26 protein-coding genes are annotated in these 26303 nt (G+C 63.7%); 16 read left to right on the forward strand and 10 right to left on the reverse strand.

Going from position 1 to position 26303, the window contains the following annotated elements; genetic code table 11:
- Positions 1 to 28: 28 nt before the first annotated feature.
- The 5 genes from ACOJCM_RS11710 to ACOJCM_RS11730 form a co-directional block, all read right to left on the reverse strand.
- Positions 29 to 322 carry a hypothetical protein gene (locus ACOJCM_RS11710; protein WP_445212221.1) on the reverse strand — a complete coding sequence of 98 codons (294 nt, stop codon included), beginning with the start codon at positions 320 to 322 and terminating at the stop codon, positions 29 to 31.
- The gene (gene pgaC / locus ACOJCM_RS11715) at positions 315 to 1562 is read right to left on the reverse strand and encodes a poly-beta-1,6-N-acetyl-D-glucosamine synthase (protein WP_445212222.1); all 1248 of its coding nucleotides are present in this window, start codon (positions 1560 to 1562) and stop codon (positions 315 to 317) included. The genes ACOJCM_RS11710 and pgaC overlap by 8 nt, the downstream gene beginning before the upstream one ends.
- Positions 1559 to 3517: a poly-beta-1,6-N-acetyl-D-glucosamine N-deacetylase PgaB gene (gene pgaB, locus ACOJCM_RS11720; protein WP_445212223.1), complete on the reverse strand. Its 1959-nt coding sequence runs from the start codon at positions 3515 to 3517 to the stop codon at positions 1559 to 1561. The genes pgaC and pgaB overlap by 4 nt, the downstream gene beginning before the upstream one ends.
- Positions 3514 to 5934, reverse strand: a complete 2421-nt coding sequence (gene pgaA, locus ACOJCM_RS11725; RefSeq protein ID WP_445212224.1) for a poly-beta-1,6 N-acetyl-D-glucosamine export porin PgaA — start codon at positions 5932 to 5934, stop codon at positions 3514 to 3516. Before pgaA ends, pgaB begins: the two co-directional genes overlap by 4 nt.
- Positions 5935 to 6470: 536 nt before the next feature.
- Positions 6471 to 6860: a YkvA family protein gene (locus tag ACOJCM_RS11730; RefSeq protein ID WP_445212225.1), complete on the reverse strand. Its 390-nt coding sequence runs from the start codon at positions 6858 to 6860 to the stop codon at positions 6471 to 6473.
- Between the two features lie 196 nt (positions 6861 to 7056).
- Here ACOJCM_RS11730 and ACOJCM_RS11735 point away from each other — a divergent pair, with 196 nt between their 5' ends.
- The 3 genes from ACOJCM_RS11735 to ACOJCM_RS11745 all read left to right on the forward strand — a co-directional run bounded on the left by ACOJCM_RS11735 (position 7057) and on the right by ACOJCM_RS11745 (position 9259).
- Positions 7057 to 7215, forward strand: a complete 159-nt coding sequence (locus ACOJCM_RS11735; RefSeq protein ID WP_445212226.1) for a hypothetical protein — start codon at positions 7057 to 7059, stop codon at positions 7213 to 7215.
- Between the two features lie 117 nt (positions 7216 to 7332).
- Positions 7333 to 7950 (forward strand): LysE family translocator, encoded by a 618-nt coding sequence (locus ACOJCM_RS11740; protein WP_445212227.1) that lies wholly within the window; start codon positions 7333 to 7335, stop codon positions 7948 to 7950.
- A gap of 73 nt (positions 7951 to 8023) precedes the next feature.
- Positions 8024 to 9259 (forward strand): EAL domain-containing response regulator, encoded by a 1236-nt coding sequence (locus ACOJCM_RS11745; RefSeq protein ID WP_445212228.1) that lies wholly within the window; start codon positions 8024 to 8026, stop codon positions 9257 to 9259.
- Here the strand turns inward: ACOJCM_RS11745 and ACOJCM_RS11750 are convergent.
- Positions 9199 to 10851 (reverse strand): acyl-CoA dehydrogenase family protein, encoded by a 1653-nt coding sequence (locus ACOJCM_RS11750; RefSeq protein WP_445212229.1) that lies wholly within the window; start codon positions 10849 to 10851, stop codon positions 9199 to 9201. The genes ACOJCM_RS11745 and ACOJCM_RS11750 overlap by 61 nt on opposite strands.
- Before the next feature lie 221 nt (positions 10852 to 11072).
- On the opposite strand from ACOJCM_RS11750, the gene ACOJCM_RS11755 reads away from it, so the two are divergent.
- The gene (locus tag ACOJCM_RS11755; protein WP_445212230.1) at positions 11073 to 11567 is read left to right on the forward strand and encodes a glutathione peroxidase; all 495 of its coding nucleotides are present in this window, start codon (positions 11073 to 11075) and stop codon (positions 11565 to 11567) included.
- On the opposite strand, the gene ACOJCM_RS11760 is transcribed toward ACOJCM_RS11755, so the two are convergent.
- Positions 11564 to 11947 carry a DUF7079 family protein gene (locus ACOJCM_RS11760; protein WP_445212231.1) on the reverse strand — a complete coding sequence of 128 codons (384 nt, stop codon included), beginning with the start codon at positions 11945 to 11947 and terminating at the stop codon, positions 11564 to 11566. The two genes, ACOJCM_RS11755 and ACOJCM_RS11760, sit on opposite strands and share 4 nt — an antisense overlap.
- Before the next feature lie 159 nt (positions 11948 to 12106).
- On the opposite strand from ACOJCM_RS11760, the gene fabV reads away from it, so the two are divergent.
- The 9 genes from fabV to astB all read left to right on the forward strand — a co-directional run bounded on the left by fabV (position 12107) and on the right by astB (position 21154).
- Positions 12107 to 13303, forward strand: coding sequence for an enoyl-ACP reductase FabV (gene fabV, locus ACOJCM_RS11765; protein ID WP_445212232.1), 1197 nt, complete (start codon positions 12107 to 12109; stop codon positions 13301 to 13303).
- Positions 13304 to 13363: 60 nt separating this feature from the next.
- Positions 13364 to 13576: a hypothetical protein gene (locus ACOJCM_RS11770; RefSeq protein ID WP_445212233.1), complete on the forward strand. Its 213-nt coding sequence runs from the start codon at positions 13364 to 13366 to the stop codon at positions 13574 to 13576.
- A 110-nt stretch (positions 13577 to 13686) separates the two neighbouring features.
- Entirely contained in the window at positions 13687 to 14658 is a 972-nt protein-coding gene (locus ACOJCM_RS11775; RefSeq protein ID WP_445212234.1) for a GlxA family transcriptional regulator, read from the forward strand.
- A 140-nt stretch (positions 14659 to 14798) separates the two neighbouring features.
- Complete coding sequence (locus ACOJCM_RS11780; protein WP_445212235.1) at positions 14799 to 16013, forward strand: aspartate aminotransferase family protein; 1215 nt, start codon at positions 14799 to 14801, stop codon at positions 16011 to 16013.
- Positions 16014 to 16066: 53 nt separating this feature from the next.
- Positions 16067 to 17140, forward strand: coding sequence for an arginine N-succinyltransferase (locus ACOJCM_RS11785; RefSeq protein ID WP_445212236.1), 1074 nt, complete (start codon positions 16067 to 16069; stop codon positions 17138 to 17140).
- The gene (gene astA, locus ACOJCM_RS11790; RefSeq protein WP_445212237.1) at positions 17141 to 18187 is read left to right on the forward strand and encodes an arginine N-succinyltransferase; all 1047 of its coding nucleotides are present in this window, start codon (positions 17141 to 17143) and stop codon (positions 18185 to 18187) included.
- Complete coding sequence (astD, locus tag ACOJCM_RS11795; protein WP_445212238.1) at positions 18184 to 19653, forward strand: succinylglutamate-semialdehyde dehydrogenase; 1470 nt, start codon at positions 18184 to 18186, stop codon at positions 19651 to 19653. The genes astA and astD overlap by 4 nt, the downstream gene beginning before the upstream one ends.
- Positions 19650 to 19799 carry a hypothetical protein gene (locus ACOJCM_RS11800; protein WP_445212239.1) on the forward strand — a complete coding sequence of 50 codons (150 nt, stop codon included), beginning with the start codon at positions 19650 to 19652 and terminating at the stop codon, positions 19797 to 19799. The genes astD and ACOJCM_RS11800 overlap by 4 nt, the downstream gene beginning before the upstream one ends.
- Entirely contained in the window at positions 19796 to 21154 is a 1359-nt protein-coding gene (astB, locus tag ACOJCM_RS11805) for an N-succinylarginine dihydrolase (RefSeq protein WP_445212240.1), read from the forward strand. The genes ACOJCM_RS11800 and astB overlap by 4 nt, the downstream gene beginning before the upstream one ends.
- 29 nt (positions 21155 to 21183) lie before the next feature.
- Here the strand turns inward: astB and ACOJCM_RS11810 are convergent, their stop codons facing one another.
- A complete protein-coding gene (locus tag ACOJCM_RS11810; protein WP_445212241.1) occupies positions 21184 to 22212 on the reverse strand; it encodes an SDR family oxidoreductase in 1029 nt (342 codons plus the stop codon).
- Between the two features lie 127 nt (positions 22213 to 22339).
- Here ACOJCM_RS11810 and ACOJCM_RS11815 point away from each other — a divergent pair, with 127 nt between their 5' ends.
- Positions 22340 to 22816: a GNAT family N-acetyltransferase gene (locus ACOJCM_RS11815; protein WP_445212242.1), complete on the forward strand. Its 477-nt coding sequence runs from the start codon at positions 22340 to 22342 to the stop codon at positions 22814 to 22816.
- Positions 22813 to 23949, forward strand: coding sequence for a cell division protein ZapE (zapE, locus tag ACOJCM_RS11820; protein WP_445212243.1), 1137 nt, complete (start codon positions 22813 to 22815; stop codon positions 23947 to 23949). Before ACOJCM_RS11815 ends, zapE begins: the two co-directional genes overlap by 4 nt.
- Here the strand turns inward: zapE and ACOJCM_RS11825 are convergent.
- Entirely contained in the window at positions 23946 to 24995 is a 1050-nt protein-coding gene (locus tag ACOJCM_RS11825) for an SPFH domain-containing protein (protein WP_445212244.1), read from the reverse strand. The genes zapE and ACOJCM_RS11825 overlap by 4 nt on opposite strands.
- Positions 24996 to 25064: 69 nt before the next feature.
- A complete protein-coding gene (locus tag ACOJCM_RS11830) occupies positions 25065 to 25517 on the reverse strand; it encodes an NfeD family protein (RefSeq protein ID WP_445212245.1) in 453 nt (150 codons plus the stop codon).
- Between the two features lie 102 nt (positions 25518 to 25619).
- On the opposite strand from ACOJCM_RS11830, the gene copM reads away from it, so the two are divergent.
- Positions 25620 to 26216 carry a CopM family metallochaperone gene (gene copM, locus ACOJCM_RS11835; protein ID WP_445212246.1) on the forward strand — a complete coding sequence of 199 codons (597 nt, stop codon included), beginning with the start codon at positions 25620 to 25622 and terminating at the stop codon, positions 26214 to 26216.
- Positions 26217 to 26303 lie beyond the last annotated feature (87 nt).

Genomic DNA, 26303 nt, shown 5'->3' on the forward strand with positions numbered 1-26303 from the left:
TTTTGCCTGCTTTCTACAAGCACCAAATCTACCCATCTAATCCTGTTTTTAACCGCATGCGGAACAGGGAGCGCTCATAGCTCACCCAGACGTGGTAGATCATGAACACAGCAAAGAAATCGAGGGCGGTTATCTTGAGAACCGACAGGATATAAGTCTGCGTAACCTGGAATTCGGTATTTGTTAACGATAGATAAGACTGGGCACCGAAAAGACACCATAGGCCAAGGGTCGCCAGCACCATGGTGGTGTCACGAAAACGGTACCCCAACCCCCGCCGCTTCGGGTTGCTGATGATCATGGAGCCAAGCTTGTTATTCACGGAAGGCTTCTCCTCTATCGGGACTACTCCAGGTGGCGAGCTGGCCGCGGCGACGCATCACAGCCTTGGGAAATGCAATGACGGCCGTCAGCATGTTCAGGATCCAGTAGAAGTACGGATACCAGATGCACCAGAACAGGCACTTGGTCATGTCCTGGTCATAACGACTGTCTATGAAGAAGCTGACACAGAATTGTATCAGGCAGAGAAAGATCATCAGCCCCGCTGCCGAGCTCAAAATGGCTGCTGCCGCATCCCAGCTCGGCGTGGCGATGGCCAGGTCAAAGAGCCCCAGCATGATCAGCGTGAGCATGGAGTAACACCAGATTATGCTGATGACGTATTCTGCAAGCAGGGGCCAGAAGCGGCGGTTACGCCAACTAATGGCCTTGCTGAAATGGCGCAGAAAAGCCTCGGCGCCGCCTTGAGCCCAGCGCAGGCGCTGGCGAAACAGGCCGCGCAAGGTTTCGGGCATCAATACCCAGCACATCGCATGCGGCTCATAGCGAACTTGCCACCCGGATAGCTGGAGCTTCCAGCTGATATCGATATCCTCGGTGATCATGTCCGTACTCCATCCGCCGATCTTCTCTAGGGCGCTGCGGCGAAAGGCACATATCACCCCAGAGATGGTGAAGACCATGCCATAGATGCGCTGGGCCCGTTTGATCAAGCCGATAATCGAGGAGAACTCGCCTGTCTGAATTTTGCCGATTGCCGTGGAGCGAGTTCGTACTCTTGGGTTGCCGGTCACGCTGCCGACCTTGGGGCTGGAAAGAAAATGTTCCACCATCCAGCCCACCGCGTCATAGTCGAGCACGGCATCGCCGTCGATACCGACAACGATTTCGCCGCTGGCCTGTGACAGGCCATTGTTCATTGCACTGGCTTTTCCTTGATTGACTTGATGCAGCACTTTCAGTGTTGGGTGCTGAAGCACGAGTGCATCCAGTCGATCTCCGGTGTCGTCACGGCTGCCATCGTTAATGGCGATGATTTCAAGGTTGGGGTAGTTTTGTCGAAAAAGATGGCCAATCGTCTCGTCTATATTGTTTCCTTCATTGTGGCAGGGTACGAGAACCGTGACACGAGGTGCGTCAGGGTCGCTGGCTGAAGTAGGACGCTCGGTCTGCTTGCGCTCCCAATGGAAGAAATAATAGAGCCCGCCACAGACCCACACGGTAGCCATCAAACTGGGATAGCCAATGGTAAACAGCGCGAGGTACTCGATTGCATTCATCGCGCTTCACCCAAATGGTTGGCCAGCGAGAAGTTTCGTCTAAGCACGCCGATATCGGGGTGGCCAGTGATGAAGTCATCGGGATAATAGCCATAGTTTTCGATTCCCTCGCTGCGTATCACTTGCATCCAGTGAGCCAGTGTTTCGCTGGGGACCTGCGATTGATCGCGCCAGTCGGTAGCCTGGAGCTCAAAGACCAGGCGCTCGGCGGGAACACGCCTCAATGCCTCGCTCGCGAGTCGCTTGAGCCATAGGTCAGCGTCACTGGCTTCTTCCATATAGGGCATGGCCATGATGGAGGTATAATCGTAGGCTTTGCCGAACTCCTCGAGATTCTGCGCAAACCATGCTTCGCTTTCGGGCTCGAGGACTACCGCCGCATACATGTTGCGTGCCGTCAGGAAGCGTTCGTTATCATACTGTCGGTAAAGGTCGGCCGCATCACGCAGCTCGAGGGTGAAATCGATAAGGAACTGGGTCTTGAGACGGGTCCACCGTGCCATGCGCTCCTCATTTTGTTGAATCATGGCTATGCTGTCGGGGAGGTTCCATTCGCGCGTATACCACTGCAATGCGTCTGGGCTGGCATCCTCGAAATCATTAAGCAGCCCGTCGTCATGGAAAAGCAGGCTGTCGAACTTTGCCATACGGCCAAGATCCTCGTAGATCTCGGTGACGATGACGCGGTTTTTCTCGACGTAGGGGGAAAGGCGGCGGTAGTAATCAGGATTGGGGTGGCCATGACGGCCATCCTCGACGTACTGGTAGCCTTCGCCAAGATCAAACGCCATGATCGGCATCCAGGCATACACGTTGACCCCTGCCCGCTTCTTGAGCTGCCAGGCGACACGATTGAAGAGGTCGGCCTTCATAGGCATGTGACGATTGGGAAAATAGAGGGCTTCTGCCACACCGTCGCCATCGTCATCAGCGTAGGCCTGAAGGTACACCGTACTCACGCCCTGCTTTTTCACCCGATCGAGAAGAACGTCAAGATTAAGCGCCTGCTGGGCCTCGTCATCGTCGTGGACATAATCGAGATCGACATGCACGATGCGCTCGACGTTGCGTTCCCAGATACGGTCGGTGAGGATCTCCTCGAGCGTTTCCAGAGAGGTTTCCTGGTCGATCAGGAAACGCCCCATTTCCTTTGGGTCATCGTTCACATTGTTGACATGACCAAGCAGGCTGAAGGTGTGCGACATTCCCGCTTCGCGAGCCAGGCTAAGAGCTACATTGCTATAGGCGCCGTATGGCCAGACCATGATGCGTGGTCCCTTGCCAAGTTCCTCTTCAAACCGCTGGCGTGTCATCTGCATGTCGTTGCGTATGCGCGCGACGTACTCACTTTCGCTTTCATAGCCGGAAGGTGACCAGGCACTTGTCGTTGCGGCTGGCTGTAGATTGCCGAATGGGTTACCGATAAGGCCCTTGTGCAGGTCATAGGTATGCGAGGCGATTTCGACCAGGGAGGATTGCTGCAATTCACGTAGCTGGGACCAGGACATGAAGCGCTCGCGCGGCAGCGTCGTCTCGCCGTACGTTACGAGCTCGCCTGCCGGAACGTCGAGCCAGCTACCCACCACGGCAGCAATGGCGGGATAGTCATAGAGCTTGAGCAGCGGATAGACGATGTCGTAGAAGCTGCGATAGCCATCATCGAAGGTCAGCAGAACGGCCTTTTCAGGCAGGGGCTGTCTGCCCTCGCGCGCATCGATGATCTGCTGGTAGCTCACCGGGTGGAAGCCAAGCTCGGCAAACAGGTTGAAATGCTCGACCAGTAACTGGCGTGTGATCGTTTGCGGAAAGACCTTGGTGTCCGGGGACTGCTCGAGATCGACCACGTCGTGATAACTGATGACACTGAACTTTCCTGCTTCAGAGCCGGTATCGGTGGATGCCAGTGCAGGCATAATCAAGGACAGGGCCAGCAGCGCGGCAATCCATTTGCTCACAGGAACCTCCATTCAAAACCGGCAGTGAGAAAGTTGCCGTACTCGGGAATACCGTCGTAAACGGATTTCTGGCGGCTGACGCCGTAATGGAAGATGACGTTGGGTTCCAGTTCCCATCCATGGCGGTAACCGATGGACCAGGTCGCATCGCTGCCGTAATCTTCCTGCCAATAACTGCCGCTGCCCAGGGTCAGAGATTGAACAAAGGATTTACGGTAGCCCAGCGGCAGCGTATGGCTGAGCTGCAGCTCGCCACTTATGCTTCCATCTCGTCGTGGGTTGAAATAGCTGGCCTCGACTTCGTCATTCTGCGATGCTCCGGCGACAATCACGGCCGTGACAATCCACTCATCGTGGTGGTAGAGCTGTTCATTCCAATAACCCGAGAGGGCACGGCGCAGGTTGCCATCTTCCAGATCCATGAGTGTCAGCCCAACACCGCCCATGCCGGACTCATCGCGGCGGAAACGACCTTCGAGGCGATAAAGATCGGCGTTGAAACCATCGCGCAGCGCCCGCAGCGGCGTCTCGCTGCTGTTGAATTCAGCACGAAAGACAGTCGACCAGTAATCTGAGAAGGCGTAGTTGACTTCACCCCAGAGCAGCAGTTCTTCATTGAGCTGAGCGCCTTCACCAACGGCGAGCTTCAGGGTGGCTGGGTAGAGGTTGAATTCATAGCCGGCAGCGGTATAAGCGGCATACAACGAATCATCTTCATACTCCCCGTACATGCCGATGCGTTGGGCGAAGAAGCGCGAGCCGGCATTGTTGCGAGGTGCTTCCAACAAGGTTTCGTGACGCCAGTCGCGTGAGCTCTGTATCCCGCTGCCGGTACTGTCGCCACGTGTGCCCGCGATGCTGAGACGCCCGGCCCGTTGCTCGCGTAGCTCCCGGGCCAGGCCGTCCAGGGAGACGCTTGGGGGGGCATGCGCGATGTGTTGTTCGATGGTTTCGACATGGCCGCGCCAGTCACCACGGTCGAGACGTGACACGAGAATGCCGTAGGTGGGCACATGGCGGCTATCGGGGGGCGAAAGCTGGACAGCTTTTTGATAACTCTCCTCTGCTTGGCGAGGCCAGCCGCGCCAACGGTTCAGGTCCCCCTCGATACGCCAGAGCGAGGGGTTGGCCGGGGCCTGTTCGATCAAGGTGTCAAGGCGCCTTGAGGCGATGTCTTCGTCGCCGCGCCAGGCAGCGAGCATCACGTCCAGATGATGAACTCGTTCGTAATTAGGGTTGTTGATGCGCTGAGTTCGGGTGAAATCCCAGCGTGAAGCCGGCTCTTCTTGTTTCCACCGGTTCAGCACCTGTTCGGCCTCATCGTACTGACGAGCATCGGCATAGGCGTAAATGAGCGATTCGTTGCGGGGGCGTTCGAGGTCGCGCGCGAGGTCGGGGTTGGAAGCGATCAGCGCTGTATAGATAGCGCGAGCCTCGCTTGGCCGGCCCAGGCCGCTGAGGGCATCGGCACGCGACTCGCGCACATAGTTGGGCAGCGGCCCGTAGCGGGCTTCCACCTTGGCGGCAAGGGCCTCGGCTTCTTCGAAGCGGCGCAGCGTCGCCAAGGCCACGACTTTATCGTACAGCGCGCGTTGTACCAGGCCAGGGTCGGCGCGCTGTTCAGCGATAACCACGTCCAGATCTGCCAAGCCCGCCTCAGTGCGAGTCAGGTCGTTTGTACTGTCAGCCAAGCGGATTTTGTTAACGCCATCGTAATAACGAAGCCATAGGCGATCCGACTCGGTAAAGAGATGGGGATGTTGCTGCATCACGCGCTCGGCGGCGCTGCCGGCTCCCAAACTAACAGCCAGTCGATAGAGCGCCTTGATTTCCGCTTCGTTCTGCGGCTGTTGTTCGACGAGTAGCTGTCGCGCCTGGAGTTCCGCGATGGGGTTGTCACTGCTTGCCGCCAGATAGGCATGCGCCTCTAGCCACGCAGACGTCTGTCCAAAATACTCTTCGTAACGGGTCAAGGCCCAGCTAGCCGATTCATAAAAGCCTTGCTCGGTATGGGTAAGGGCCAGACCAAGCCATCCTTGCGGGTTGTTGGGGTCGCGGAAAGTCAGGGCCTGGTAGAATTCTTGCGCGCGCCGGTGGTCACCGGCCAAGCGCGCTGCACGGCCCAGCGCTTCCAGGCTGACAGAGGAATAGTCGTCGACACTGCAAGAGGTGCAGGTCTCCAGGGCCTGCTGGTAGCGTTCGTCACTTACCATCAGCGCAATAAGGTCATCTAGTACAGACCGGTCACCTGTCTGTTCGTAGAGCTGCGAAAGGCCAATAATCGCTTCATTGGGCTGCCCTTGGCGGGCGGTGACAACCCAGGCTTCTCGCTGGGAGTCGAGGCTGCCCTGCGCTGAGGCCGTATTCATCAACAACAGCGAAGCCGCACACAGCAGCGTTCCCGTCCTTACCTTCATGGCCCCGACCCCCTCGCCACGTTTTTCAAGAGTCAGTCGTTACAAGGTCTACCAGGCTCGAATTATTTATATTAGTAGTCGTTTATTTCCTGGCGTAACGAACCGATAAATCTGCGGATATGATAGGGAGGCGAATGCGACGAGCCAACCTGACGTTAGCTGAATGAGTAGGCGGTTTTTTTACTTATAAAGGCGAGTCGTGAGCCATGAAGGAAAGAAAAAGGAGGGGTAAAAATTTAAAGTTAAAAAACTAATGATTTCCTATTGTCCTGTTGTTGTACTTGTGGTGTGGTCACGGCAGGCCTGCTTGTTCCAGGGTTGGAGAAGGAGGGGGTTGGTTTACGTTTCTGTTACAACTTAAGCAAATAGAGTTGATCGGCGAGCCTGGCTTACGGGCTGGATCGGGCCTGGCTCACAGAATGGCCAAATAAACTAAATACATGGGGAGATGACAGGAGCTGTACGCGACGGCTGGCAGGACATAGCTGCTCCACCCAACATCTCTTGGGCTGGGTCTCCCTGCAGGAGCCCGATGCCTAGCCGAACCACCTTGCCATGGTGGCCCTGGCCTGTTCCCTGTGCTTGTCATTGATACGGGCGGCGACGATGGCGAGTGCGCCGGCGAGGATACCCATATCGTCGGTGTAGCCCAGAAACGGCGTGAGGTCGGGGATGGCATCGATGGGCGAGATGAAGTAGCCCAGCGCACCGTAGATGGTGGTCTTGGCCCAGAGTGGCGTGTTGGGGTCCTGCGCGGAGTAGTACATTTTCAGCGCCGGCATGAGCGTATTCTTGCCTGCCCGGCGAGCGCTATGGGCGATCTTGTCCCAGAAGCCTTCCTCGGAAAAATGCTCGGCATTTACCTCAAGGGTCCCTTCGAGGCCGACTGGCCCGCTGTCGTCACGGTGAATGTCATGTGTCTTCATGCCTGGCCTCTTGATACATTGCCTGCCGCTTTGACACACGACGCGTCGCCCCGTTCCGTGCACGCCAGTGGGTCCCGTAACAAGCCAGTCGCAGCGTAGCGTCGTTTGCCACAGCAGGCTGAGAGGCTCGCCCTCCTTGATGTCCCCAGGCATCCACTGCATGCTGACCCGATACGTAAAGCCGAGGATGGTCGCAATGGGTGTGAAATGGTTCGCCTGGGCGCTGGTGGTGCTTGGTCTTGGGTTGGCGGTATATGGTTGGCAGGCGCTGAACCCGGCAGCGTTCGTTGGCGTGGCGCTGGTGGCGGTCGGCATCGCGGTTCTGGCCACGTCGGGGCGCCGGCCGCGAAGCTAGGTTTCTAATTTAGCGGACTGACTTTCCCCGGGCTTGAGCTTATGATGGCGTGTGTACAGTCCTTCTCCCTGCCGAGGGCGAAGGGCTTTTTCGTTGCATGGTCGGAAGGAGCAGCGAATGCCGCTCACGCTGTGGTTGTCGCTCGTAGCTGTTTGCGCCATGGGCGCGATGTCGCCGGGGCCTAGTTTGGCCTTGGTATTGCGTCATACGCTGGGTGGCGGACGGGCGCCCGGGGTCGTGGCGGCGCTTTCCCATGCCCTTGGCGTTGGCTTCTACGCCCTGCTCACGGTGCTGGGGCTCGGGGCACTGATCGTGCGCTTTCCCACCTTCTTCCAGTTGATCACCTGGGCGGGGGCAGCCTACCTGGCCTGGCTCGGCATCAAGGCGCTGCGTGCCGGCAGGGCGGCGGCGCTGCAAGCAGCCGGCGTGGCGACCACCCGTCGCCAGGCGGCCCGCGAGGGCATGCTGGTGGCGTTGGGCAATCCCAAGCTGATCCTCTTCTTCGTTGCGCTGCTCAGCCAGTTCGTGACGCCGGAAATGTCGCTTGTCGCCAAGGCGATCATCGTGTCGACGGCAATGATCATCGATGGCGCCTGGTACGTGCTGGTGGCCGTGTCGTTGACGCATTCACGAATCCTGCCCTGGCTGCAGGCGCGGGCTCACTGGATTCACCGTATTACCGGCGTGATGTTGCTGGCGCTTGCCCTGCGGGTCGTGGCCGGTCCCATCGGCTGAACGTTGATTAACCCACCAGCTTGTCATCAGGGATGATGGTAGCCTCAGGATAATTCGAGAGCGGGATCCCCTGATGAACCTTTTAGCGGACGTAGACGAAGAACGGGCCCTGGCCATGGTGCTCGACGAGGATCCCGATGTCGTCGCGGTGCTGTCCCTTCAATTGCATGTCCTGGGGTTGGAGAGTCGCTGCTATCGGCGGGCCGACGCCCTGCTGGCCGAACTCGACGAATGCGCGCCGCAGCTGGTGATCATGGGTCTCGAGTTTGGCGACCCGGACGGCATAGCGCTGCTGCGGCTGCTTGCCGAGCAGCGTTACGACGGCTGGGTGTTGCTGCTGGGCGGTGTGGAACGCAAGATTTCGCGCATTGCCGAGCGGGTCGGCCGGACCCTTGGACTGCAGATGCTTGGCTCGCTGGACAAGCCGATGCGGCTGGCCGAACTCAGGCAGTGCCTGGATCGACTGAGCCCGGGGCGCAAGCCGGCCATGGTGCCCGAGGACAGTCCCTTCTTCGCCGCCGAGGAGCTGGAGTCGGCGCTCCAGCGCCGGGAGCTCACCGTTCACTACCAACCGCAGTTCGAGCTGGCCAGCGGGCGCCTGAGCGGCGTCGAGGCGCTGGTTCGCTGGGCGCATCCCGAGATCGGCCTGATCGGTCCGGCCAGCTTCCTGCCCATGCTCACGTCCGCCCAGAGCCGTCGCCTGACCTCCCATGTCCTCGAGCAGGCGCTAGCCGATGCCCAGCGCTGGCGCGAGCAGGGTGTGCTGCTGTCGCTTTCGGTCAACGTGACGGCCGACGACCTCATGGAATCGCAACTGCCGGCGCTGACGCGCCAACTGACCCCGGAGGACTCCCCCCTGGTGGTATTGGAGATCACCGAGACGGCCGCCATGGACGACGAACTGCTGGGCTCCGAGATCGCCGCACGGCTGCACCTGAGCGGCATGGAGGTGGCGGTGGATGACTTCGGTGTCGGCTTTTCGTCGCTCTCGCGGCTGCAGATGCTGCCCATCAGCGAGCTCAAGATCGACCGCAGTTTCATCCGACACCTCCAGCAGGACAGCCAGGACGCGGCGATCGTCGAGGCCATCGCGCTGCTCGGCCGTCGCCTGGGCATCCGCGTGGTAGCCGAAGGGGTCGAGGAGCTCGATTGCCTACCGACGCTTGCCCGCTTCGGCTGTACTCACGTGCAGGGCTTCGGCCTGTCGCGACCGGTGCCGGCGTCGGAGATCCCGCTGCTGGCTTGCGATCAGTCGTCGATTCGCGCCAGGATCGCCGCCAGCGGGGTGCCGGCCGGCAGCACGCCATAGGCGGGGCTGGCCTCCACGCCGAGGCGCGAGCGGCAGAAGGTCTCGGCCACCTCATGGGGGGCATGACGCAACAGCAGCGCCGCCTGCAGGCTCTGGGCCAGGCGCTGGGCGAGCCAGCGGGCCCGCGGCTCGAGTGTCTCGGCGGACAGCGCCAGGTCGCGCTCGAGGCCGGCCAGGGCCAGATCGAGATCCTGTTGCACGCCCTGGGCGGCGCCGAGCTCCTCGCGAAGGGCGGCGATCGACTCCGGATGGCGCGCCAGCACTCGCAGCAGGTCGAGGCACATCACGTTGCCTGAGCCCTCCCAGATCGAGTTCACCGGCGCCTCGCGGTAGAGCCGTGCCAGCGGCGTCTCCTCCACGTAGCCGATACCGCCGAGACACTCCATGGCCTCGGCCATGAAGCCGGGCCCGCGCTTGTTGTGCCAGTACTTCGCCAGGGTGGGCAGTACTCTCGCCAGCGCGGTCTCGTGGGCTTCGCCGCGAGCATCGCCGTCGAAGGCACGGGCCGTGCGCAGGGCCAGGGCCAGGCCGGCTTCCACTTCCAGCGCCAGGTCGACGATCACTGCCTGCATCAGCGGCTGTTCGGCCAGCGAGCGGCCGAAGGCCTGGCGCTGGCGCACGTGGCGCCACGCTTCGACAAGCGCCTGGCGCATCATGCCCACGGGGGCGGTGGCGGCATCGAGCCGGGTCTGCTGGACCATGTCGATAATGGTGGCCACGCCGCGGCCGGGCTCGCCGACCTGCATTGCCCAGGCGCCACGATACTCGATCTCGGCCGAGGCGTTGGAACGGTTGCCGCACTTCTCCTTGAGCCGCTGGAGCTCGATGGCGTTGCGCTCGCCGTCCGGTGTGAAGCGTGGCGCCAGGAAGCAGGAGAGCCCGTCGTCGGTCTGGGCCAGGGTGAGGAAGGCATCGGACATCGGTGCGCTGCAGAACCACTTGTGACCGGTGAGCCGCCAACCTTCGCCGTCGCGTTCGGCACGGGTGGTGTTGCGGCGCACGTCGCTGCCGCCCTGTTTCTCGGTCATGGCCATGCCGAATGTCAGCCCCCGCTTGGCGCGCGCGGGCAGCGGGCGGGGGTCGTAGGCGTGGGCCAGGACGCCCGGCGCCCACTCGGCCTCGACCTCGGGGCTGCGGCGCAGCACCGGTATGGCGGCATGGGTCATGGTGACCGGGCAGCAGAAGCCCGGCTCGGCCTGGGTCAGCAGGTAGAGGGCGGCGACATGCGCCTGGTGCCCGCCGCGACCCTCCTCCTGCCAGGCCACTGCGTGCCAGCCGCCTTCCAGGGCCAGACGCATCAATTCATGATAGGCAGGATGGTAGCGCACTTCGTCCAGCCGCCGGCCGTGGCGGTCGAACAGGCGCAGCTCCGGAGGGTAACGGTTGGCGGCCTCGCCGAGCTCCTGCATGTGGGCACTGCCCACATCGCGGCCCAGCGACGCCAGTCTCTCGGCCACCCAGGCCGGGGCTTCCCGCGCCAGCGTGTCGCGCAGCGGCAGGTCCGAAGCGAAGTAATCGCGATCGCCTGGGGTGTCGGGCTGGTTGACCACCTCATGGGTGGCGAGGCGGCTTCGGGGTGCGGGGTCGCGCATGGCGCCTGTCCTCTGGGCCTTGTTCCCTTGCAGCATGGACAGTCCTTGTCAGGGGGTCAACGCGCGACGGGCGTGACGGCGCCGATGCTTCTCGGTAGGCTTGGGGCTGCGTGCGAAGAACGACTGGACTGGGCCGAACCCATAAAGGTTGCCTCGTTGCGCTGGGAAGTGCTACGTGTGAAGCGTGGCGTGGTGAGGGATAACAGCGAAGCGGGCGAGACATGGCCATCCACGAACACGAATGCCGAACCTTCCGCGGCGAGCCATTCAATCTACGAGCCCTGCAGGGGCAGGTGCTGTTGATCGTGAACGTGGCCAGCCGCTGCGGTTTCACGCCCCAGCTCGGCGAACTCGAGCGACTCTATCGACGCTACCGCGATCGTGGCTTCACCGTGCTCGCCTTTCCCTGCAACCAGTTCGCCCGGCAGTCGCCCGAAACGGCACTGGATTTCTGTGCCTTCAGCTCGAGCCGGTACGGCGTGACGTTTCCGGTCATGGAGAAAGTCAGGGTCAACGGTGGCGGGGCGCATCCGCTGTTTGTCGAGCTCAAGCAGCGGGCGCCGGGCCTGCTGCACACCAAGACGGTCAAGTGGAACTTCACCAAGTTCCTGGTGGCGCGCGACGGCCGGGTCATCCGGCGTTTCTCGCCCCGCGAGAGCGGCCTGGAGCTGGAGCGTGCGCTGGAAGATGCGCTCGACGAGAAGTTTCAGCTCTAGGCTTCCCCGCGCTCCATCATCACTCGCGCCATCAGCTCGTTCCAGCGATGCCGTGTCATCATCGTGGTCAGCCCCGAAAACAGCGCCCAACCCTTCCGCCGCCAGCCGGACAGGCGCAGGTTGTGCGCCACCAGCCGCTGCATCAACTGGTAATCGTCGAATTCGCGCCAACTGCCGGCAATCGACATCTGATTGCGCGACAATACCGGGGCCAGTTCCAGGCGATAGATCCACTCCAGCTCGTGCAGCGTCAGGTCGTAATGCTGGATCACCCTCACCATGTGAGCGAAATCGCGCTCGCTGGGCTCGCGGTCCAGCCACAGTGGAGCCAGCGCCAGCCACAGCTCGCCACGTTCATCCACCAGCGCTTGTGCATCCATTGTTCTCTCCTGCGCAGAACCGGAGGTGCATCGTGCCGCAGACACCGCGCTCGCTCAAGTGCGGACAGACGGAGGCGTGGCCGCTAGAATGACGCCACTGTCCATTCGTATCGATTCGGCGTCCTGCGCGGCGCTGCAACACCAATAACGAGGTCTGTCGTGATCATCAAACCCAAGGTTCGCGGTTTCATCTGTACCACTACCCACCCGGTCGGCTGCGAGAAGAACGTGCTCGAGCAGATCGAGGCGACTCGTGCCCGCCAGTTCGACAAGGCCAGCGGACCGAAGAAGGTGCTGGTGGTCGGCGCTTCCAGCGGTTATGGCCTGGCGGCACGCATCACCGCGGCGTTCGGCTACGGCGCCGATACCCTGGGTGTGTTCTTCGAAAAACCCGGCAGCGAGAAGAAACCCGGCACCGCGGGCTGGTACAACGCCGCCGCCTTCGACAAGTTCGCCAAGGCCGAAGGGCTTTACAGCAAATCGATCAACGGCGACGCCTTCTCCCACGAGGCGCGTGAGAAGGCCATCGAGCTGATCAAGCAGGACATGGGCCAGGTCGACCTGGTGGTCTACTCGCTGGCCTCGCCGGTGCGCAGGTTGCCTGACAGCGGCGAGGTCAAGCGCTCGAGCCTCAAGCCGATCGGCGAGACCTATCGCGCCACCGCCATCGACACCAACAAGGACACCATCATCGAGGCCGAGGTCGAACCTGCCACCGAACAGGAGATCGAGGACACCAAGGCGGTGATGGGCGGCGAGGACTGGGAGCTGTGGATCGACGCCCTGGACAAGGCCGGCGTCCTCGCGCCCGGCGCCCGTAGCGTGGCGTTCAGCTACATCGGCACCGAGATCACCTGGCCGATCTACTGGCACGGCGCCCTGGGCAAGGCCAAGGAGGATCTCGACCGCGCCGCCAGCGAAATCGACAAGCGACTCAAGACCAACGGCGGTGGCGCCAACGTGGCGGTGCTCAAGTCGGTAGTGACCCAGGCCAGTGCCGCTATTCCGGTCATGCCGCTCTACATCGCCATGGTCTACAAGGTGATGAAGGTGAAGGGGCTGCACGAGGGCACCATCGAGCAGCTCAATCGCCTGTTCGGCGAGCGGCTCTACGGTGGGGAGTTCGTGACCGACGAGGCCGGCCGTTTGCGCCTGGACGATTGGGAGCTACGCGACGACGTGCAGCAGGCGTGCAAGGACTTGTGGCCCAAGGTGACCACCGAAAACCTCTACCAGATCACCGACTATGCTGGTTACAAGCACGACTTCCTCAAGCTGTTCGGGTTCGAGCGTGACGACGTCGACTATGAAGCCGACGTGAACCCGGACATAGACTTCGATGTCGTGAACTTGTAAGCCCGCCATTCGGTGAACGACCTCCTCGGCGGGTAAATCCAGCGTCCAAGGAGATGTCCCATGGATACCAGGGAGAGCAAGACGCCAGAGGAAAAGAAGCAGCACCTCAAGGATGAGAAACTGCCCGAGGACTTCTCGCACCCCGAGCCCGATGCCGAACAGCCGGAAGCCAAGCGTTCCCCCAAGGGCTCGCACTGGCTGGTGCTGGGGGTGGCGGTCCTGGCGGCAGGTTTCCTCCTCTTCGTACTGCTCCCGCGGATCGTGGCGGGCTGACCCGCTATTGGCTCGCTCCAGCCTTTCGCTGGGGCGAGTCGTACCCTGGTATTGCCGACGCTGCTGATCGAGTACCATTTCTGCTTCGCTCCGGTACATGGCGCTGTGCAATGCCCGACTCCACCGTCACCTCCCGCTTGGCCAATCCCCGCTGGGTCGGCGTTCTGACGCTGCCCGGCTTCTCGTTACTGGCCCAGGCCTGCGCGCTCGAGCCGCTGACGGTGGCCAATCAACTGGCGGGGCAGCGGCTCTATCGGCTCCAGGCGTTCACGCCCGAGGGAGGCGAGGTGGCCAGCCTGGCGGATATCAGCCAGGCGGCCTGTCCGCCTTTCTCGCTGGCCTCGGCCGAACTGGACATGCTGATCGTCTGTGCGCCCAGCCCGCTGCCGGCCATGCGCGAGAGCGCCCTGCCGGGCCAGCTTCGCCTGCTGGGCCGCAGCGGCGTGGTACTGGTGGGTGTCGGCGGCGGCACCGAGCTGCTGGCTCGCGCCGGTGTGCTGGATGGCTACCGCGCCACGCTGCCCTGGCAACGCTTTGCTGCCTTCACTCGCGATTTCCCCCGCGTGCGCCTGACCCAGCAGCTGTTCGAGATCGACCGCGACCGCTTGACCTGCGGCGGCGGCACGGCGGCGATGGACATGATGTTGACCCTGCTCGCATCTCACCACGGCAGCGAACTGGCCGAGCGTGTGTCCGAGCATTTCGTGCTGGAGCGGGTGCGCATGGCCGACGAACCGCAGCAGGTGCCGCTGCGCGCCCGGTTGGGGCATGCCCCGGCGCCGCTGGTGGATGCCGTGACGCTGATGGAGGCCAACATCGAGGAGCCGCTCACCACCCATGAACTGGCTGAACACCTGGGCATATCGCGTCGTCAACTCGAGCGGCTGTTCAAGAAATACCTGCAGGCGGTGCCTGGCCGCTACTATCTCGACCTGCGCCTGAAGGAGGCGCGGCGCCTCTTACGTGAAAGCGATCTGCCCGCCGGCGAGATCGCCATGAAGACCGGCTTCTCCTCGCCGGCACACTTTTCCACCGCCTACCGTAACCACTTCGGCGCCACCCCACGCGAAGAACGCCTCTAGCCGTTCCAGGGCAGGGCGGCGCCTTTCCCCAGCCCTTTTATACAAATCAGGGTCCCATAGCTGAAAGCCGTCAGCGGCGAGGCTCCTTATACTCGGGTGACATCGTTGCGTGCTTTCACCCTGCAGGAATGGAGAACGAGATGAGCCATACCCCGAACCGTGCCGACTTCGACCAGTACATGGTGCCGAACTACTCTCCCCAGAAGGTCATTCCGGTGCGCGGCGAAGGCAGTCGTCTGTGGGATCAGGAGGGGCGCGAATACATCGACTTCGCCGGCGGTATCGCCGTGAACTCCCTGGGACACTGCCATCCGGTGCTGGTCGAGGCACTCACCGAGCAGGCGGGCAAGCTGTGGCATCTCTCCAATGTCTACACCAACGAGCCGGCGTTGAAGTTGGCCAAGACGCTGGTCGAGCGGACCTTCGCCGATAAAGTCTATCTATGCTCCTCCGGTGGTGAGGCCAACGAGGCGGCGCTGAAGCTGGCACGTCGCTGGGCCCATGACAACTTCGGCGAGCACAAGCATCGCATCGTGTCGTTCTCCCAGTCGTTCCATGGTCGTACCTTCTTCACCGTCAGCGTCGGCGGCCAGCCCAAGTACTCCCAGGGCTTCGGCCCGGTGCCCGGCGGCATCGTGCATGGCGAGTTCAACCACCTCGACAGCGTGCGCGAGCTGATCGACGACGACACCTGCGCGGTGATGGTCGAGCCGATGCAGGGCGAGGGCGGCATCGTGCCGGCTACCCAGGCGTTCCTGCAGGGGCTGCGTGACCTGTGCGACGCCCATGATGCACTGCTCATCTTCGACGAGGTGCAGACCGGCGTGGGCCGTACCGGCTCGCTCTACGCCTACATGGACTACGGCATCGAGCCGGACATTCTCACCAGTGCCAAGGCGCTAGGCGGCGGCTTCCCCATCGGGGCCATGCTCACCACCGACCGCGTCGCCCCGGCGCTGGCCATCGGCACCCATGGGTCCACCTACGGCGGCAACGCCCTGGCCTCGGCCGTGGCCCTGGCGGCAGTGGAGTATATCGACACGCCGGAGGTGCTGGGCGGCGTCAAGCAGCGCCATGATCTGTTCCGTGAGCATCTCGAGACGATCAATCGCCAGCATGGGGTGTTCAAGGAGATCCGTGGCAGGGGCCTGTTGATCGGCGCCGAAATGGCCCCCGAGTTCGAAGGCCGGGCCAAGGACATCCTGCCGCTGGCCATCGAGGAGGGGCTGATGGCGCTGATCGCCGGTCCCAACGTGCTGCGCATGGCCCCCTCCCTGGTGATTCCCGAGGCCGACATTGCCGAAGGCATGGCGCGGCTGGAGCGTGCCGTGGCGCGGCTGGTGGCGGCCAAGTGAAGACTGGCCAAGCCATGCAGGACACGACCGCCAATCATCCAGGAGATCCCGCCATGATGGTCGTACGCCCCGTCAGGCAGGCCGACCTGCCGGCGCTCGAGCGGTTGGCGGGCTTGGCCACGCCGAGCCTGACCAACCTGCCGGCGCATCGCGACCGCCTCGAGGAGCGCATCGCCCGGTCGCGCCAGTCGTTCGGGCGCGAGGTCGATTTCCCCGGCGACGAGCACTACACCTTCGTGCTCGAGGACCTGGAACGGAGTGAGGTGGTGGGCACCGCCACCCTGCGCGCCGAGGCCGGTGCGCGCGAGGCCTACTACACCTATCGCCAGGAAACCCTGATCCACGCCTCGCAGCAGCTCAACGTGCGTCGCGAGGTGCAGACCCTCTCGCTCTCCCACGAGGTGTCCGAGACCACCCAGCTCTGCGCGCTGTCGCTCGACCCGCGCTACCGTGGCACCAGCGCCGAGAGCCTGCTGCGCCGCGCGCGCCTGATGTTCATCGCGCAGTATCCGGAGCGCTTCGCCGAAGTGTTGGCGATGGCGTTTCCCGGCTATCTCGACGAGCAGGGCGAGTCCCCGTTCTGGAACAGCGTGGGCCGGCACTTTTTCGTCCGTGACTACCACGAGATCAACTATCTCGCCGGGGTGCGTTCGAAGTGCTTCATTGCCGAAGTGATGCCGCAGTTTCCGCTTTACCTCGCGCTGCTCACGCCCCAGGCACGCGCCGCCATCGGCCGTGAGCACCCCGCCCACGAGGCGGCCATGGCCGAGATGCTGGCGGAAGGCTTCATGCGCTCGCGCCATGTCGACCTGTTCGACGCCGGCCCGGTGATCAAGGGCGAGCGCGATCGCCTGCACACGTTCCGTCGCGCTGCCTGGCATCCGGTACGGGTGCGGCCGGCCCACGCGTTGCCGGACGCCGAGCCCGCGATGATCGCCAATCAGCGCCTGGCCGAGTTCCGCTGCGTGGTAGCGCGCTACGCACTGTCGCCCACCGGGCAGCTGATGCTTTCGCCGGAGCATGCCGAGCTGCTTGGCGTGGAGGAGGGGCGGGCGGTGCTTGCCGCACCGCTGGCGCTACCCAATGCCGGTGAGGAAGAACTGGGCTTCGACGAGGGAGAGCTGTAAATGCGTATCCGACCGATTGCCGAGGGCGATCTGGAAGAACTGCAGAAGATCGCCCGCGAAACCGGGGTTGGCTTCACCTCGCTGCCCGACAACCGTGAGTTTCTCTCGGCCAAGATTGCCGCCGCCGTCGCCGCCTTCGAGCAGCGCACCCCGGTCGACCGGCGAAACTACTTCTTCGTGCTCGAAGACGAGGAGAGCGGCGAACTGGCGGGCTGCTGTGCCATCGAGGGCCAGGTGGGCCGCGAGGTGCCGTTTTACCACTATCGCCTGGGCACGCTGGCCCATTCTTCGGTGCAGCTCGACCTGCATCGCACCATCGACACCCTCTTCCTCAGCTCCGACCACACCGGCGATGCCGAGGTGGCCTCGCTGTTCCTGCGCCCCGGCTTTCGTGGCATGGAGCGAGCGCACCAGCGCAACGGAGCGCTGCTGTCGATGATGCGCTGGCTGTTCATGGCCGAGTTTCGCGACCAGTTCCCCGACAAGGTGCTGGCCGAGATGCGCGGTGTCTTCGACGAACGCGGCAAGAGCCCGTTCTGGGAATGCCTGGGCAGCCACTTCTTTCCCATGGACTTCGACGAGGCCGACCGTCTCACCGGGCTGGGTCAGAAGAGCTTCATCGGTGAGCTGATGCCCAAATTTCCGATTTACACGCCGTTCCTCTCCGAGGAGGCGCGGGCCTGCATCGGCCAGGTGCACCGGGACACGCGCCCGGCGCTGGCCATGCTCAAGCAGGAGGGGCTGCGCTGGGAGGGCTTCATCGACATCTTCGATGGCGGTCCGACGGTGGAAGCCTATATCGACGACGTGCGTGCGGTGCGCAAGTCGCGTCGCTGCCGGGTCGAGATTCGCAGCGCTGACGAGACGCCACTCGCTCGCCCGCGCTGGCTGGCGGCCAACACCGTTATGGCCGATTTTCGCGCCGCCTGGGTGGCTCGCGGCCCCGACGAGGAGGGCACCCTCACCCTGAGCGAGGCGGAGGCGAGACGCCTGGGCGTGGTGGGCGGCGATGTCCTGCGCGTACTGGATACCGAGGAGGCTTCATGAAAGCGATGCAACAGCTGACGATCGGCGGCCGCTGGCAGCCGGGCGAAGCGGAAGAATTCACCAAGCACGACCCGGTCTCCGGCGAGGCCCTGTGGCAAGGCACGGCAGCCAGCGAACGTCAGGTGGCGGCAGCGGTGGAAGCTGCCCGCGGCGCTTTCCCGGGCTGGGCCCGGCTGGCCTTCGCCGAGCGCCTGAGCGTGGTGGAGCGTTTCCGCGAAAGGCTGGAAACCCACCGCGAAGACCTGGCGCGCGCCATCGCCGGCGAAACCGGCAAGCCGCTGTGGGAGGCGCGAACCGAGGTGGGCGCCATGATCGGCAAGGTGGCGATCTCGGTGCGGGCCTACCAGGAGCGTACCGGCGAGCGCAGCCGTGAGGTCGGCGATACCACCGCAGTGTTGCGCCACCGGCCTCATGGCGTGATGGCGGTGTTCGGCCCATACAATTTCCCCGGCCATCTGCCCAATGGGCATATGGTGCCGGCGCTGCTGGCCGGCAATACGGTGGTGTTCAAACCCAGCGAGCAGACCCCGCTGACCGCCGACCTCACCCTGCAGTGCTGGCACGAAGCGGGGCTCCCGGCCGGCGTGATCAACCTGGTACAGGGGGCCGCCCCGGTGGGCCAGGCGCTGTCGTCGCACCCGGGTATCGACGGGCTGCTCTTCACCGGCAGCGCCCGGGTCGGCGGCCTGCTCAACCGCCAGTTCGCCGACCAGATGGAGAAGATCCTGGCGCTGGAGCTGGGCGGCAACAACCCGCTAGTGGTCAAGGAGGTGCATGACCAGGACGCCGCAGTACTGGCCATCCTGCAGTCGGCATTCCTCTCCGGCGGGCAGCGCTGCACCTGTGCGCGCCGGCTGATCGTTCCCGAAGGCCAGATCGGCGATCACCTGCTCGACGCCCTGGTCGATGCCATTGCCCGCCTGCGGGTGGCGGGCCAGTTCGAGGAACCGGCACCGTTCTATGGCGGCCTTGTCAGCCAGGAGGCCGCCCAGGGTTTGCTCAAGGCCCAGGACGATCTGGAGGCGCTGGGTGGCGTGGTGCTGGCGCGCATGGCGTGCCTGCAGGAGGGCACGAGCCTGCTCTCTCCGGCATTGATCGACGTTACCGGCCTGCCGGTACCCGACGAAGAACACTTCGGCCCGCTGCTCAAGGTCTATCGCTATCGAAACTGGGATCAAGCCCTCGAACTGGCCAACGATACCCGTTACGGCCTGGCCGCGGGGCTGATCGGTGGCGAACGCACCGACTGGGACGACTTCCTGCTGCGCATTCGCGCCGGCATCGTCAACTGGAACCGCCAGACCACAGGCGCCTCCGGCGACGCCCCCTTCGGCGGCGTGGGCATAAGCGGCAATCATCGTCCCAGCGCTTACTACGCGGCGGATTATTGCGCCTACCCGGTCGCCTCGATGGAGGCCGAGACGCTTTCCCTGCCCGACAATCTGCCGCCGGGAGTCACGTTATGATCGCAAGGGTTGTAACGCTGCCGCGTGTGGCGCTGTCAGCGCGCTCTTTACTTGGCACGGCAGACTACTGCGCCTACCCCGTGGCCTCGATGGAAGCCGAGACCCTGAGCCTGCCCGACAACCTGCCGCCAGGAGTGGTGTTATGAGCGGAGCCGAGAACGCCGACGACTACCGCGAGGTCAATTTCGATGGCCTGGTAGGGCCGACCCACAATTATTCGGGGCTGGCCCACGGTAATGTGGCCTCGATGAGCCACGGCGGGTTGGTTTCCAACCCCCGCGAGGCGGCGCTGCAGGGCTTGGCCAAGATGAAGGCGTTGATGGATGCCGGCTACGCCCAGGGCGTACTACCACCGCAGCAGCGGCCCGACCTTGGTGCGCTGCGTTCGCTGGGGTTTTCCGGCAGTAATCGGAAGGTACTGGCGCGGGCGGCCAGCGAAGCACCCCAGGTGCTGCGTGCAGTGTGCTCGGCCTCGAGCATGTGGACGGCCAATGCCGGGACGGTGACGCCCAGCCGCGACGCGCCGGACGGCCGGGTGCACTTCACTCCGGCCAATCTGCAGTCGAGTTTCCACCGCTACCTGGAACCGGAAACCACCGGCCGCGTGCTGGCCGCGATTTTCCGTGACGAATCGCGCTTCGCCCACCACCCGGCGCTGCCGGCTACGCCGGCTTTCTCCGACGAAGGGGCGGCCAACCACACCCGCCTGTGCGGCGACCATGGCGAACCCGGCGTGCACCTGTACGTCTATGGCCGCCAGGCCTTCGGCGGCGAGGTGGCGCCGAAGCGCTTCCCCGCGCGCCAGACCCTGGAAGCGAGCCAGGCGGTGGCGCGCCAGCATGGGCTCGCCGCGGCGCAGTCGGTTTTCGCCCAGCAGCATCCCGACGCCATCGATGCCGGCGTGTTCCACAACGATGTGATTGCGGTGGGCAATGGCCCGGTGCTGCTCTATCACGAAATGGCCTTCCTCGATGAGGAGGGCACGCTCGACGCGCTGCGCGACAAGATGGCCACGCCGCTCATTCCGGTGCGTGTCCCCCTCGAGGCGGTGAGCCTGGAGGATGCCGTAGCCTCTTATCTCTTCAACTCGCAGCTGCTGAGCAACGCCGACGGCAGCATGACCCTGGTGGTCCCGGGCGAGTGCCAGGAGCGCGAGGCGGTGTGGCGCGCCATTCAGGATCACCTGTTGGCTGGCCACAATCCTATCAATGAGGTGATCGTCAAGGACGTCAAGCAGAGCATGCGCAACGGCGGTGGCCCCGCCTGCCTTCGCCTGCGGGTTGTGCTGTCCGCCGAGGAGCGTGCCGCGCTGACCGGCCGCGTGCTGCTCAGCGATGCCCTGCACGATGAGCTGGCTGCCTGGGTCGAGCGCCATTATCGCGACCGGCTGGCGCCCGACGACCTGGCCGACCCGCAACTGGCCGACGAGACGCTGACTGCCCTGGACGAGCTGACGCAGATCCTGCAGGTCGGCCCGGTCTATCCGTTCCAGCTGGGCTAGCCGGGCCGCCTGGGGCGAGGCGTCGGGGCTCAGTGCCGCCGAAGATGCTTCGCCTTGCCGCTGCCCAGGGCGGCCACGCCCAGCATGACACCGGCCACGGCAGTGGCGGCGAGCAGTGGGTGCATGGAAGCCTGGGTATAGCGGCTGGTGCTGGCGATGGAGCGTCCGTAGTCGGCCCGCTGGCGCACGTCACTGGCCGGTATGTGCAGTCCGGCGCGGTGGCGAGGCGCCCGATTGGAGCGCTGTTGATCCATCATGCTGCGCTGCATGATGCGATCGGCCAGTCGCGGCGCCAGGTGACCGAGCATGGCAATGCCCTTGCTGGCGCCGCCGACGCGCATGTCACGCCGCGGGTGCTCGGCGCAGTAAAGGATGGCCTGGGCGACGACGCTCGGTTCATACAGGGGGGGCGGCAGGGTCGGCTCGACGTCCATATGGTTGCCGGCATGCTCGGGGAAGGGGGTGGCGATGCTGCCCGGCTTGACCAGCGTGACGGCGATCGGCGCATCCACGGACTCGAGCTCCATGCGCAGCGCGTCGGTGAAACCCTTGATGGCATGCTTCGACGCCGAATACATGCCTTGCAGCGGAATGGCCCGGTCCGACACTACCGAGCCGAGGTTGATGATTGCCCCACCGTGGGAATCGGCGCGTATGCCCAGGTGGCGCGCCGCCTCCAGGGAACCGTTCACCACGCCCCAGAAATTGGTGTCGAACAGGCGGCGGTGATCCTCCTCGGGGATATCAATCATGTGGCCGAACAGTGAAACGCCGGCATTGTTGATCCAGGTGTCGAAGCCACCGAACCGCTGCACGGCCGTCTCCGCAATGTTGTGGACCTGCTCGCTATCCCCGACATCGGCTGTCACGGCGACGGCCTCAGCGTGACGGTAGTTCAGCTCTACCATCAACGCATCGAGCGCTTGCTCGTCGCGTGCGGCGACGACCAGACGGGCTCCTCTGTCGGCGGCCTGACGTACCGTCGCCAGGCCGATACCGCTGGTGGCGCCTGTGATGACGATGACCTGATCTTCGAGTCGCTTCAGTTGCAGTGCCATAATGCTCTCCTTGCTGGCGCGTCCCGTGCGCCATGGCGTTCATCGGTCGATCTCGTTTCAGGATAGAAGCCCTGTGGGATCTGCCAAAGCGAAGCGGCCTTCATCCACCGGCAGCATAGGAATGCGCATGAAAGACCCGATCACCCTCGTACGCCTGGTTCCCGCCTCACCCCACGTCGCCACGGTGGCCGGCTGGACCTACGCCGAATGGGGGCACCTGCACCCCGGCAGTACCGCCGAATCCTACCGTGACGCCTTCCGCCGCGAATGCGGCGATGGCGGCGTCCCCTCGGTGTTCGTGGCCATGGAGGGAGACCAGCCGGTAGGCACGGCGGCGTTGCTGGCCGAAGACATGGACAGCCGTCGTGAACTCACGCCCTGGCTGGCATCGGTCTTCGTGCTGCCGGAGTGGCGTGGGCAAGGCATCGCCTCGAGGCTGGTACGACGGGTCGAGGAGGAGGCCGCCGCCAGCGGTGTCGATCGGTTCTACCTGTTCACGCCCGACCAGCAGGCGCTCTATCGCCGGCTTGGCTGGCGCGATCTCGAGGAATTGAGCTACCGTGGCGAGGAGGTCACCATCATGGTGCGTCGGCTCGAGGCATGACGGCGACCTCGCCTTTCGATCTCTACCGCGAGGCAGTGGAACGCCACGGCTTCGCCCCGGACGAGGCCCAGCATGCCGCAGCCGAGCGGCTCGATGCCTGCTTCCATGCGCTGCACGACGAAGCGGTCTCGGACCGGCGTCGCGCCATTCCCGGCGTTTATCTCTGGGGCCCGGTAGGGCGCGGCAAGACCTGGCTGATGGATGGCTTTCATCGGCAGCTCGACGTGCCCACCCGGCGCCTGCATTTCCATCATTTCATGCGCTGGGTGCACCAGCGCCAGTTCCAGCTGAGCGGTACCGCCGATCCGCTTGCGGCGCTGGCGCGTGAGCTGGCGACTGAGGCGCGAGTGCTGTGCCTCGACGAGCTGTTCGTCAGCGACATTGCCGACGCCATGCTGCTTGGCCGGCTGCTGCAGGCGCTGTTCGAGGAGGGTGTGGTACTGGTATGTACCTCCAACCAGGCACCGCGTCAGCTCTATGCCGACGGCTTCAACCGCGAACGTTTCCTGCCCGCCATCGAGGCCATAGAGCGCTGCATGGAGGTCGTGGAATTGGACGGCGGTTACGATCATCGCCTGCACCCCGGCCAGGCGTACCAGCGCTATTGGGTGGCCGAGCCCGGCCGGCCGAGCGCCTTGGCGACCGTCTTCGAACGGCTGAGTGCGGGCGAGGTGGTGAGCACCGAGCCCATCGAGCTGGGGCATCGCCAAATTGCGGTGGAGCGGCGCAGCGACCGGGTGGTGTGGTGCCGCTATGCCGAACTGTGCGAGCAGCCGTTGGCGGCGCTGGACTTCATCGCGCTGGTCGACGGCTTCGAACAAATCCTGCTTGGCGAGGTGCCAAGGCTCAGCGATGCGAACGTGAACGGAGGGGTCGCCCGGGGCACCGAAGACGGCACCGAACGCATCGAGGCCGGCGAGCGGGAGTTGCCGTCGCTCTCGAAACGCGACGACGGGGTGCGCCGCTTCATTGCGCTGGTCGATGAATGCTACGACCGCCGCGTGCCGCTCCATGTCGAGGCCGAGGTAGCCATGGACGACCTCTATGCCGATGGCTACCTGGCATTTGCCTTTCGCCGCACGCACAGCCGGCTGCGTGAAATGCAGCTGGCCCGCTTCGGGGCGGGATACTAGCCGGCGTTGCCCGCCCCGCCGACCATGCCGCCGCGCAGGCCGTTCTGCCTTTCGCTTGTGCGTAGATGCTGCGCCACGGTGTCCTCCGGTGAGCCGGCCATCTCACGGAACATGCCCATGGAACCGAGCAGGGCGGAAGACTCGTAGGGCACGAATACCCGCTCGCCCTGCTGGGCCATGGTCGGCAGCGCCTTGATGTAGCTCTGGCCCAGCAGGTAGCCGACCACGGTGCGCTTGTGCTCATCGCTGTCGCCGATGGCACTGAGCACGAGCTTGATCGACTCCTGCTCGCCCTGGGCGCGTAGAATGGCAGACTCCTTGTCGCCCTGGGCGTTGAGGATCGCCGATTCCCGCTGGCCCTGGGCCTTGGCGATGGCGGCAGCCTTCTCGCCTTCCGCCTCGGTCACGGTGGCGCGCCGCTTGCGCTCGGCGGCCATCTGCAGGCGCATGGCTTCCTCGACCTCATCGGGCATGGCGATGTCCTGTACCTCCACCCGCGAGATCTTCACGCCCCATTTGGAAGCCGGCTCCTCCATGGCGGACTGGATCTCGTTGTTGACCTCGGCGCGAGACTCGAACAGCTTGTCGAGTTCCATCTTGCCGACCACCGAACGCAGCGTGGTCTTGGCCAGCACTTCCACCGCCTGGCTCATGTTCTCCACCTCGTAGACGGCCCGGCGGGGATCGATGACCTGGAAGTAGAGCGCGCCGTTGATGCGTACGGTGACGTTGTCGGTGGTCACCACCGGCTGACCGGGAAAGTCCATCACCGTTTCGCGGCGGTCGATGCGTACCTCGCTGGTCGTGACGGGAAAATACTCGTCGCCGCGCTTCTGATAGCGAATCATGGTGATGGCACGGGGCTGCTCGATAAAGGGAATGATGATGTTGATCCCGCTCTCCAGCAGGCGGTTGAACGAGCCCAGGCGCTCGATGACCATGACCTCCGACTGGCGCACGATCACCAGACCCTTGGCGACGATCAGGATGCCGATCACAACGACGATAAGGGCCAACAGCAGCCCTGGATTGAGGGGTAGATCCATATTCAATTTCCTTCATGTAGTGCAAGCAAAATGGCACTGTGCTGATGCTTCAGTGTCGTCTTGCTCGGTTCAGTGCGGTTCGGCGTGGCTGACGATGGCAGTGGTCCCGTCGAAGCGTTCGAAGGTCACCAGGGTTCCTTCCGGCAGTTCGGTCGCGCCTGTCTCGGCCACTCGCAGGCGGTAGAAGTCGCCGTTGATCTTGACGCCGCTGGCGCCGTCGAAGTCGCGCTTGAGTGTGGTATAGGTGCGCCCCTGCTCCACGCCGGTACCGGTGGTGCCATAGGCCACGCCGCTGGGCGAGAACCAGGGGCGGATCACCTTGACCGCGAGCGGCAGCAGAATACCCGAGAACACGCCCATGGCGAAAAGCTGCCAGGGCAGGCTAAGCCCGAGTGCCGCCGACGCCGAGGTGAGGGCAGCAGCGACCCCCAGCGACAGCAGCACCAGGCCGCCCGAGGAGAGTTCCGCCAGGCCCAACAGCAGGGCGATGGCCAGCCAGATCAGGGCAGGGTTCCAGTCCATGGTAGTCTCGGTAATGATGGTGTCTGGCTGCGCAGGTGTGGTGACCTGCGCGGCGCATGGCTCTATCGTAGTCGTACGATCCCCATGGTATAGGAGAGCACCATGCCACACACCTTCGCAGTACGTTCCCTTCCGGCGCTGGCTTTCATCCTGGCTGGCAGTGCCTTCTTGACCCTTCCCGTCTTGGCCGCGGAGGAAGAAGCCCAGGCGCAGGAACGAATCGAGGAGGCCGAAACGCAGCAGGACGAGAGGCCAGCGGAAACCATCGAGGCAGAGTCAGACGCGAGCGAAGCCACGGAAGCAGAACGTAGCGGAGAGGGAGCAGGCGCGGAGCAAGCCGTCGACGAGGAAACCAGTGACGAGGCGGGTGCCGGAACCGACCATGCGGAGCACACCGAACACGCCATGGCGCCCGAGGAGGACGAGCACGCCGACAACCCGGCGGTGCAGGCCTATCGTGACATCGCCGAGCGCATGCATCGCGACATGCTGACCGAGTTCAGCGGTGACGCGGATGTCGACTTCGCCAGAGGCATGATTGCCCATCACCAGGGCGCCATCGACATGGCCCGTGTGGCCCTGGAGCATGGGGAGGACCAGGCGGTGCGCGACCTCGCCCGTGAAGTCATCGAAGCCCAGGAGGAGGAAATCGCGTTCCTGCGCGATTGGCTGGCAGAACATGGGCACGAGACTGAATAGCGCCATTGTCCGCACTGAATCTCCACCGGAGTGGGAACCTGAAACCGCCGCAACGATAGATAGAGCAACACGGCCTGGCAGCCCTGA

The sequence above is a fragment of the Billgrantia hypersalina genome (genome assembly GCF_052584175.1).

Excerpts from the sequence above, each read along its gene's own strand:
- ACOJCM_RS11810 (WP_445212241.1), bottom strand. The coding sequence starts at position 22,212 with ATGGCACTGCAACTGAAGCGACTCGAAGATCAGGTCATCGTCATCACA.
- astB (WP_445212240.1), top strand. The coding sequence starts at position 19,796 with ATGAGCGGAGCCGAGAACGCCGACGACTACCGCGAGGTCAATTTCGAT.
- ACOJCM_RS11770 (WP_445212233.1), top strand. The coding sequence starts at position 13,364 with ATGGATACCAGGGAGAGCAAGACGCCAGAGGAAAAGAAGCAGCACCTC.
- ACOJCM_RS11730 (WP_445212225.1), bottom strand. The coding sequence starts at position 6,860 with ATGAAGACACATGACATTCACCGTGACGACAGCGGGCCAGTCGGCCTC.
- zapE (WP_445212243.1), top strand. The coding sequence starts at position 22,813 with ATGACGGCGACCTCGCCTTTCGATCTCTACCGCGAGGCAGTGGAACGC.
- ACOJCM_RS11800 (WP_445212239.1), top strand. The coding sequence starts at position 19,650 with ATGATCGCAAGGGTTGTAACGCTGCCGCGTGTGGCGCTGTCAGCGCGC.
- copM (WP_445212246.1), top strand. The coding sequence starts at position 25,620 with ATGCCACACACCTTCGCAGTACGTTCCCTTCCGGCGCTGGCTTTCATC.
- ACOJCM_RS11775 (WP_445212234.1), top strand. The coding sequence starts at position 13,687 with ATGCCCGACTCCACCGTCACCTCCCGCTTGGCCAATCCCCGCTGGGTC.
- ACOJCM_RS11825 (WP_445212244.1), bottom strand. The coding sequence starts at position 24,995 with ATGGATCTACCCCTCAATCCAGGGCTGCTGTTGGCCCTTATCGTCGTT.
- pgaC (WP_445212222.1), bottom strand. The coding sequence starts at position 1,562 with ATGAATGCAATCGAGTACCTCGCGCTGTTTACCATTGGCTATCCCAGT.
- astD (WP_445212238.1), top strand. The coding sequence starts at position 18,184 with ATGAAAGCGATGCAACAGCTGACGATCGGCGGCCGCTGGCAGCCGGGC.
- ACOJCM_RS11745 (WP_445212228.1), top strand. The coding sequence starts at position 8,024 with ATGAACCTTTTAGCGGACGTAGACGAAGAACGGGCCCTGGCCATGGTG.
- ACOJCM_RS11830 (WP_445212245.1), bottom strand. The coding sequence starts at position 25,517 with ATGGACTGGAACCCTGCCCTGATCTGGCTGGCCATCGCCCTGCTGTTG.
- ACOJCM_RS11785 (WP_445212236.1), top strand. The coding sequence starts at position 16,067 with ATGATGGTCGTACGCCCCGTCAGGCAGGCCGACCTGCCGGCGCTCGAG.
- ACOJCM_RS11740 (WP_445212227.1), top strand. The coding sequence starts at position 7,333 with ATGCCGCTCACGCTGTGGTTGTCGCTCGTAGCTGTTTGCGCCATGGGC.
- ACOJCM_RS11735 (WP_445212226.1), top strand. The coding sequence starts at position 7,057 with ATGGGTGTGAAATGGTTCGCCTGGGCGCTGGTGGTGCTTGGTCTTGGG.
- pgaA (WP_445212224.1), bottom strand. The coding sequence starts at position 5,934 with ATGAAGGTAAGGACGGGAACGCTGCTGTGTGCGGCTTCGCTGTTGTTG.
- ACOJCM_RS11815 (WP_445212242.1), top strand. The coding sequence starts at position 22,340 with ATGAAAGACCCGATCACCCTCGTACGCCTGGTTCCCGCCTCACCCCAC.
- ACOJCM_RS11750 (WP_445212229.1), bottom strand. The coding sequence starts at position 10,851 with ATGCGCGACCCCGCACCCCGAAGCCGCCTCGCCACCCATGAGGTGGTC.
- astA (WP_445212237.1), top strand. The coding sequence starts at position 17,141 with ATGCGTATCCGACCGATTGCCGAGGGCGATCTGGAAGAACTGCAGAAG.
- ACOJCM_RS11760 (WP_445212231.1), bottom strand. The coding sequence starts at position 11,947 with ATGGATGCACAAGCGCTGGTGGATGAACGTGGCGAGCTGTGGCTGGCG.
- ACOJCM_RS11755 (WP_445212230.1), top strand. The coding sequence starts at position 11,073 with ATGGCCATCCACGAACACGAATGCCGAACCTTCCGCGGCGAGCCATTC.
- ACOJCM_RS11780 (WP_445212235.1), top strand. The coding sequence starts at position 14,799 with ATGAGCCATACCCCGAACCGTGCCGACTTCGACCAGTACATGGTGCCG.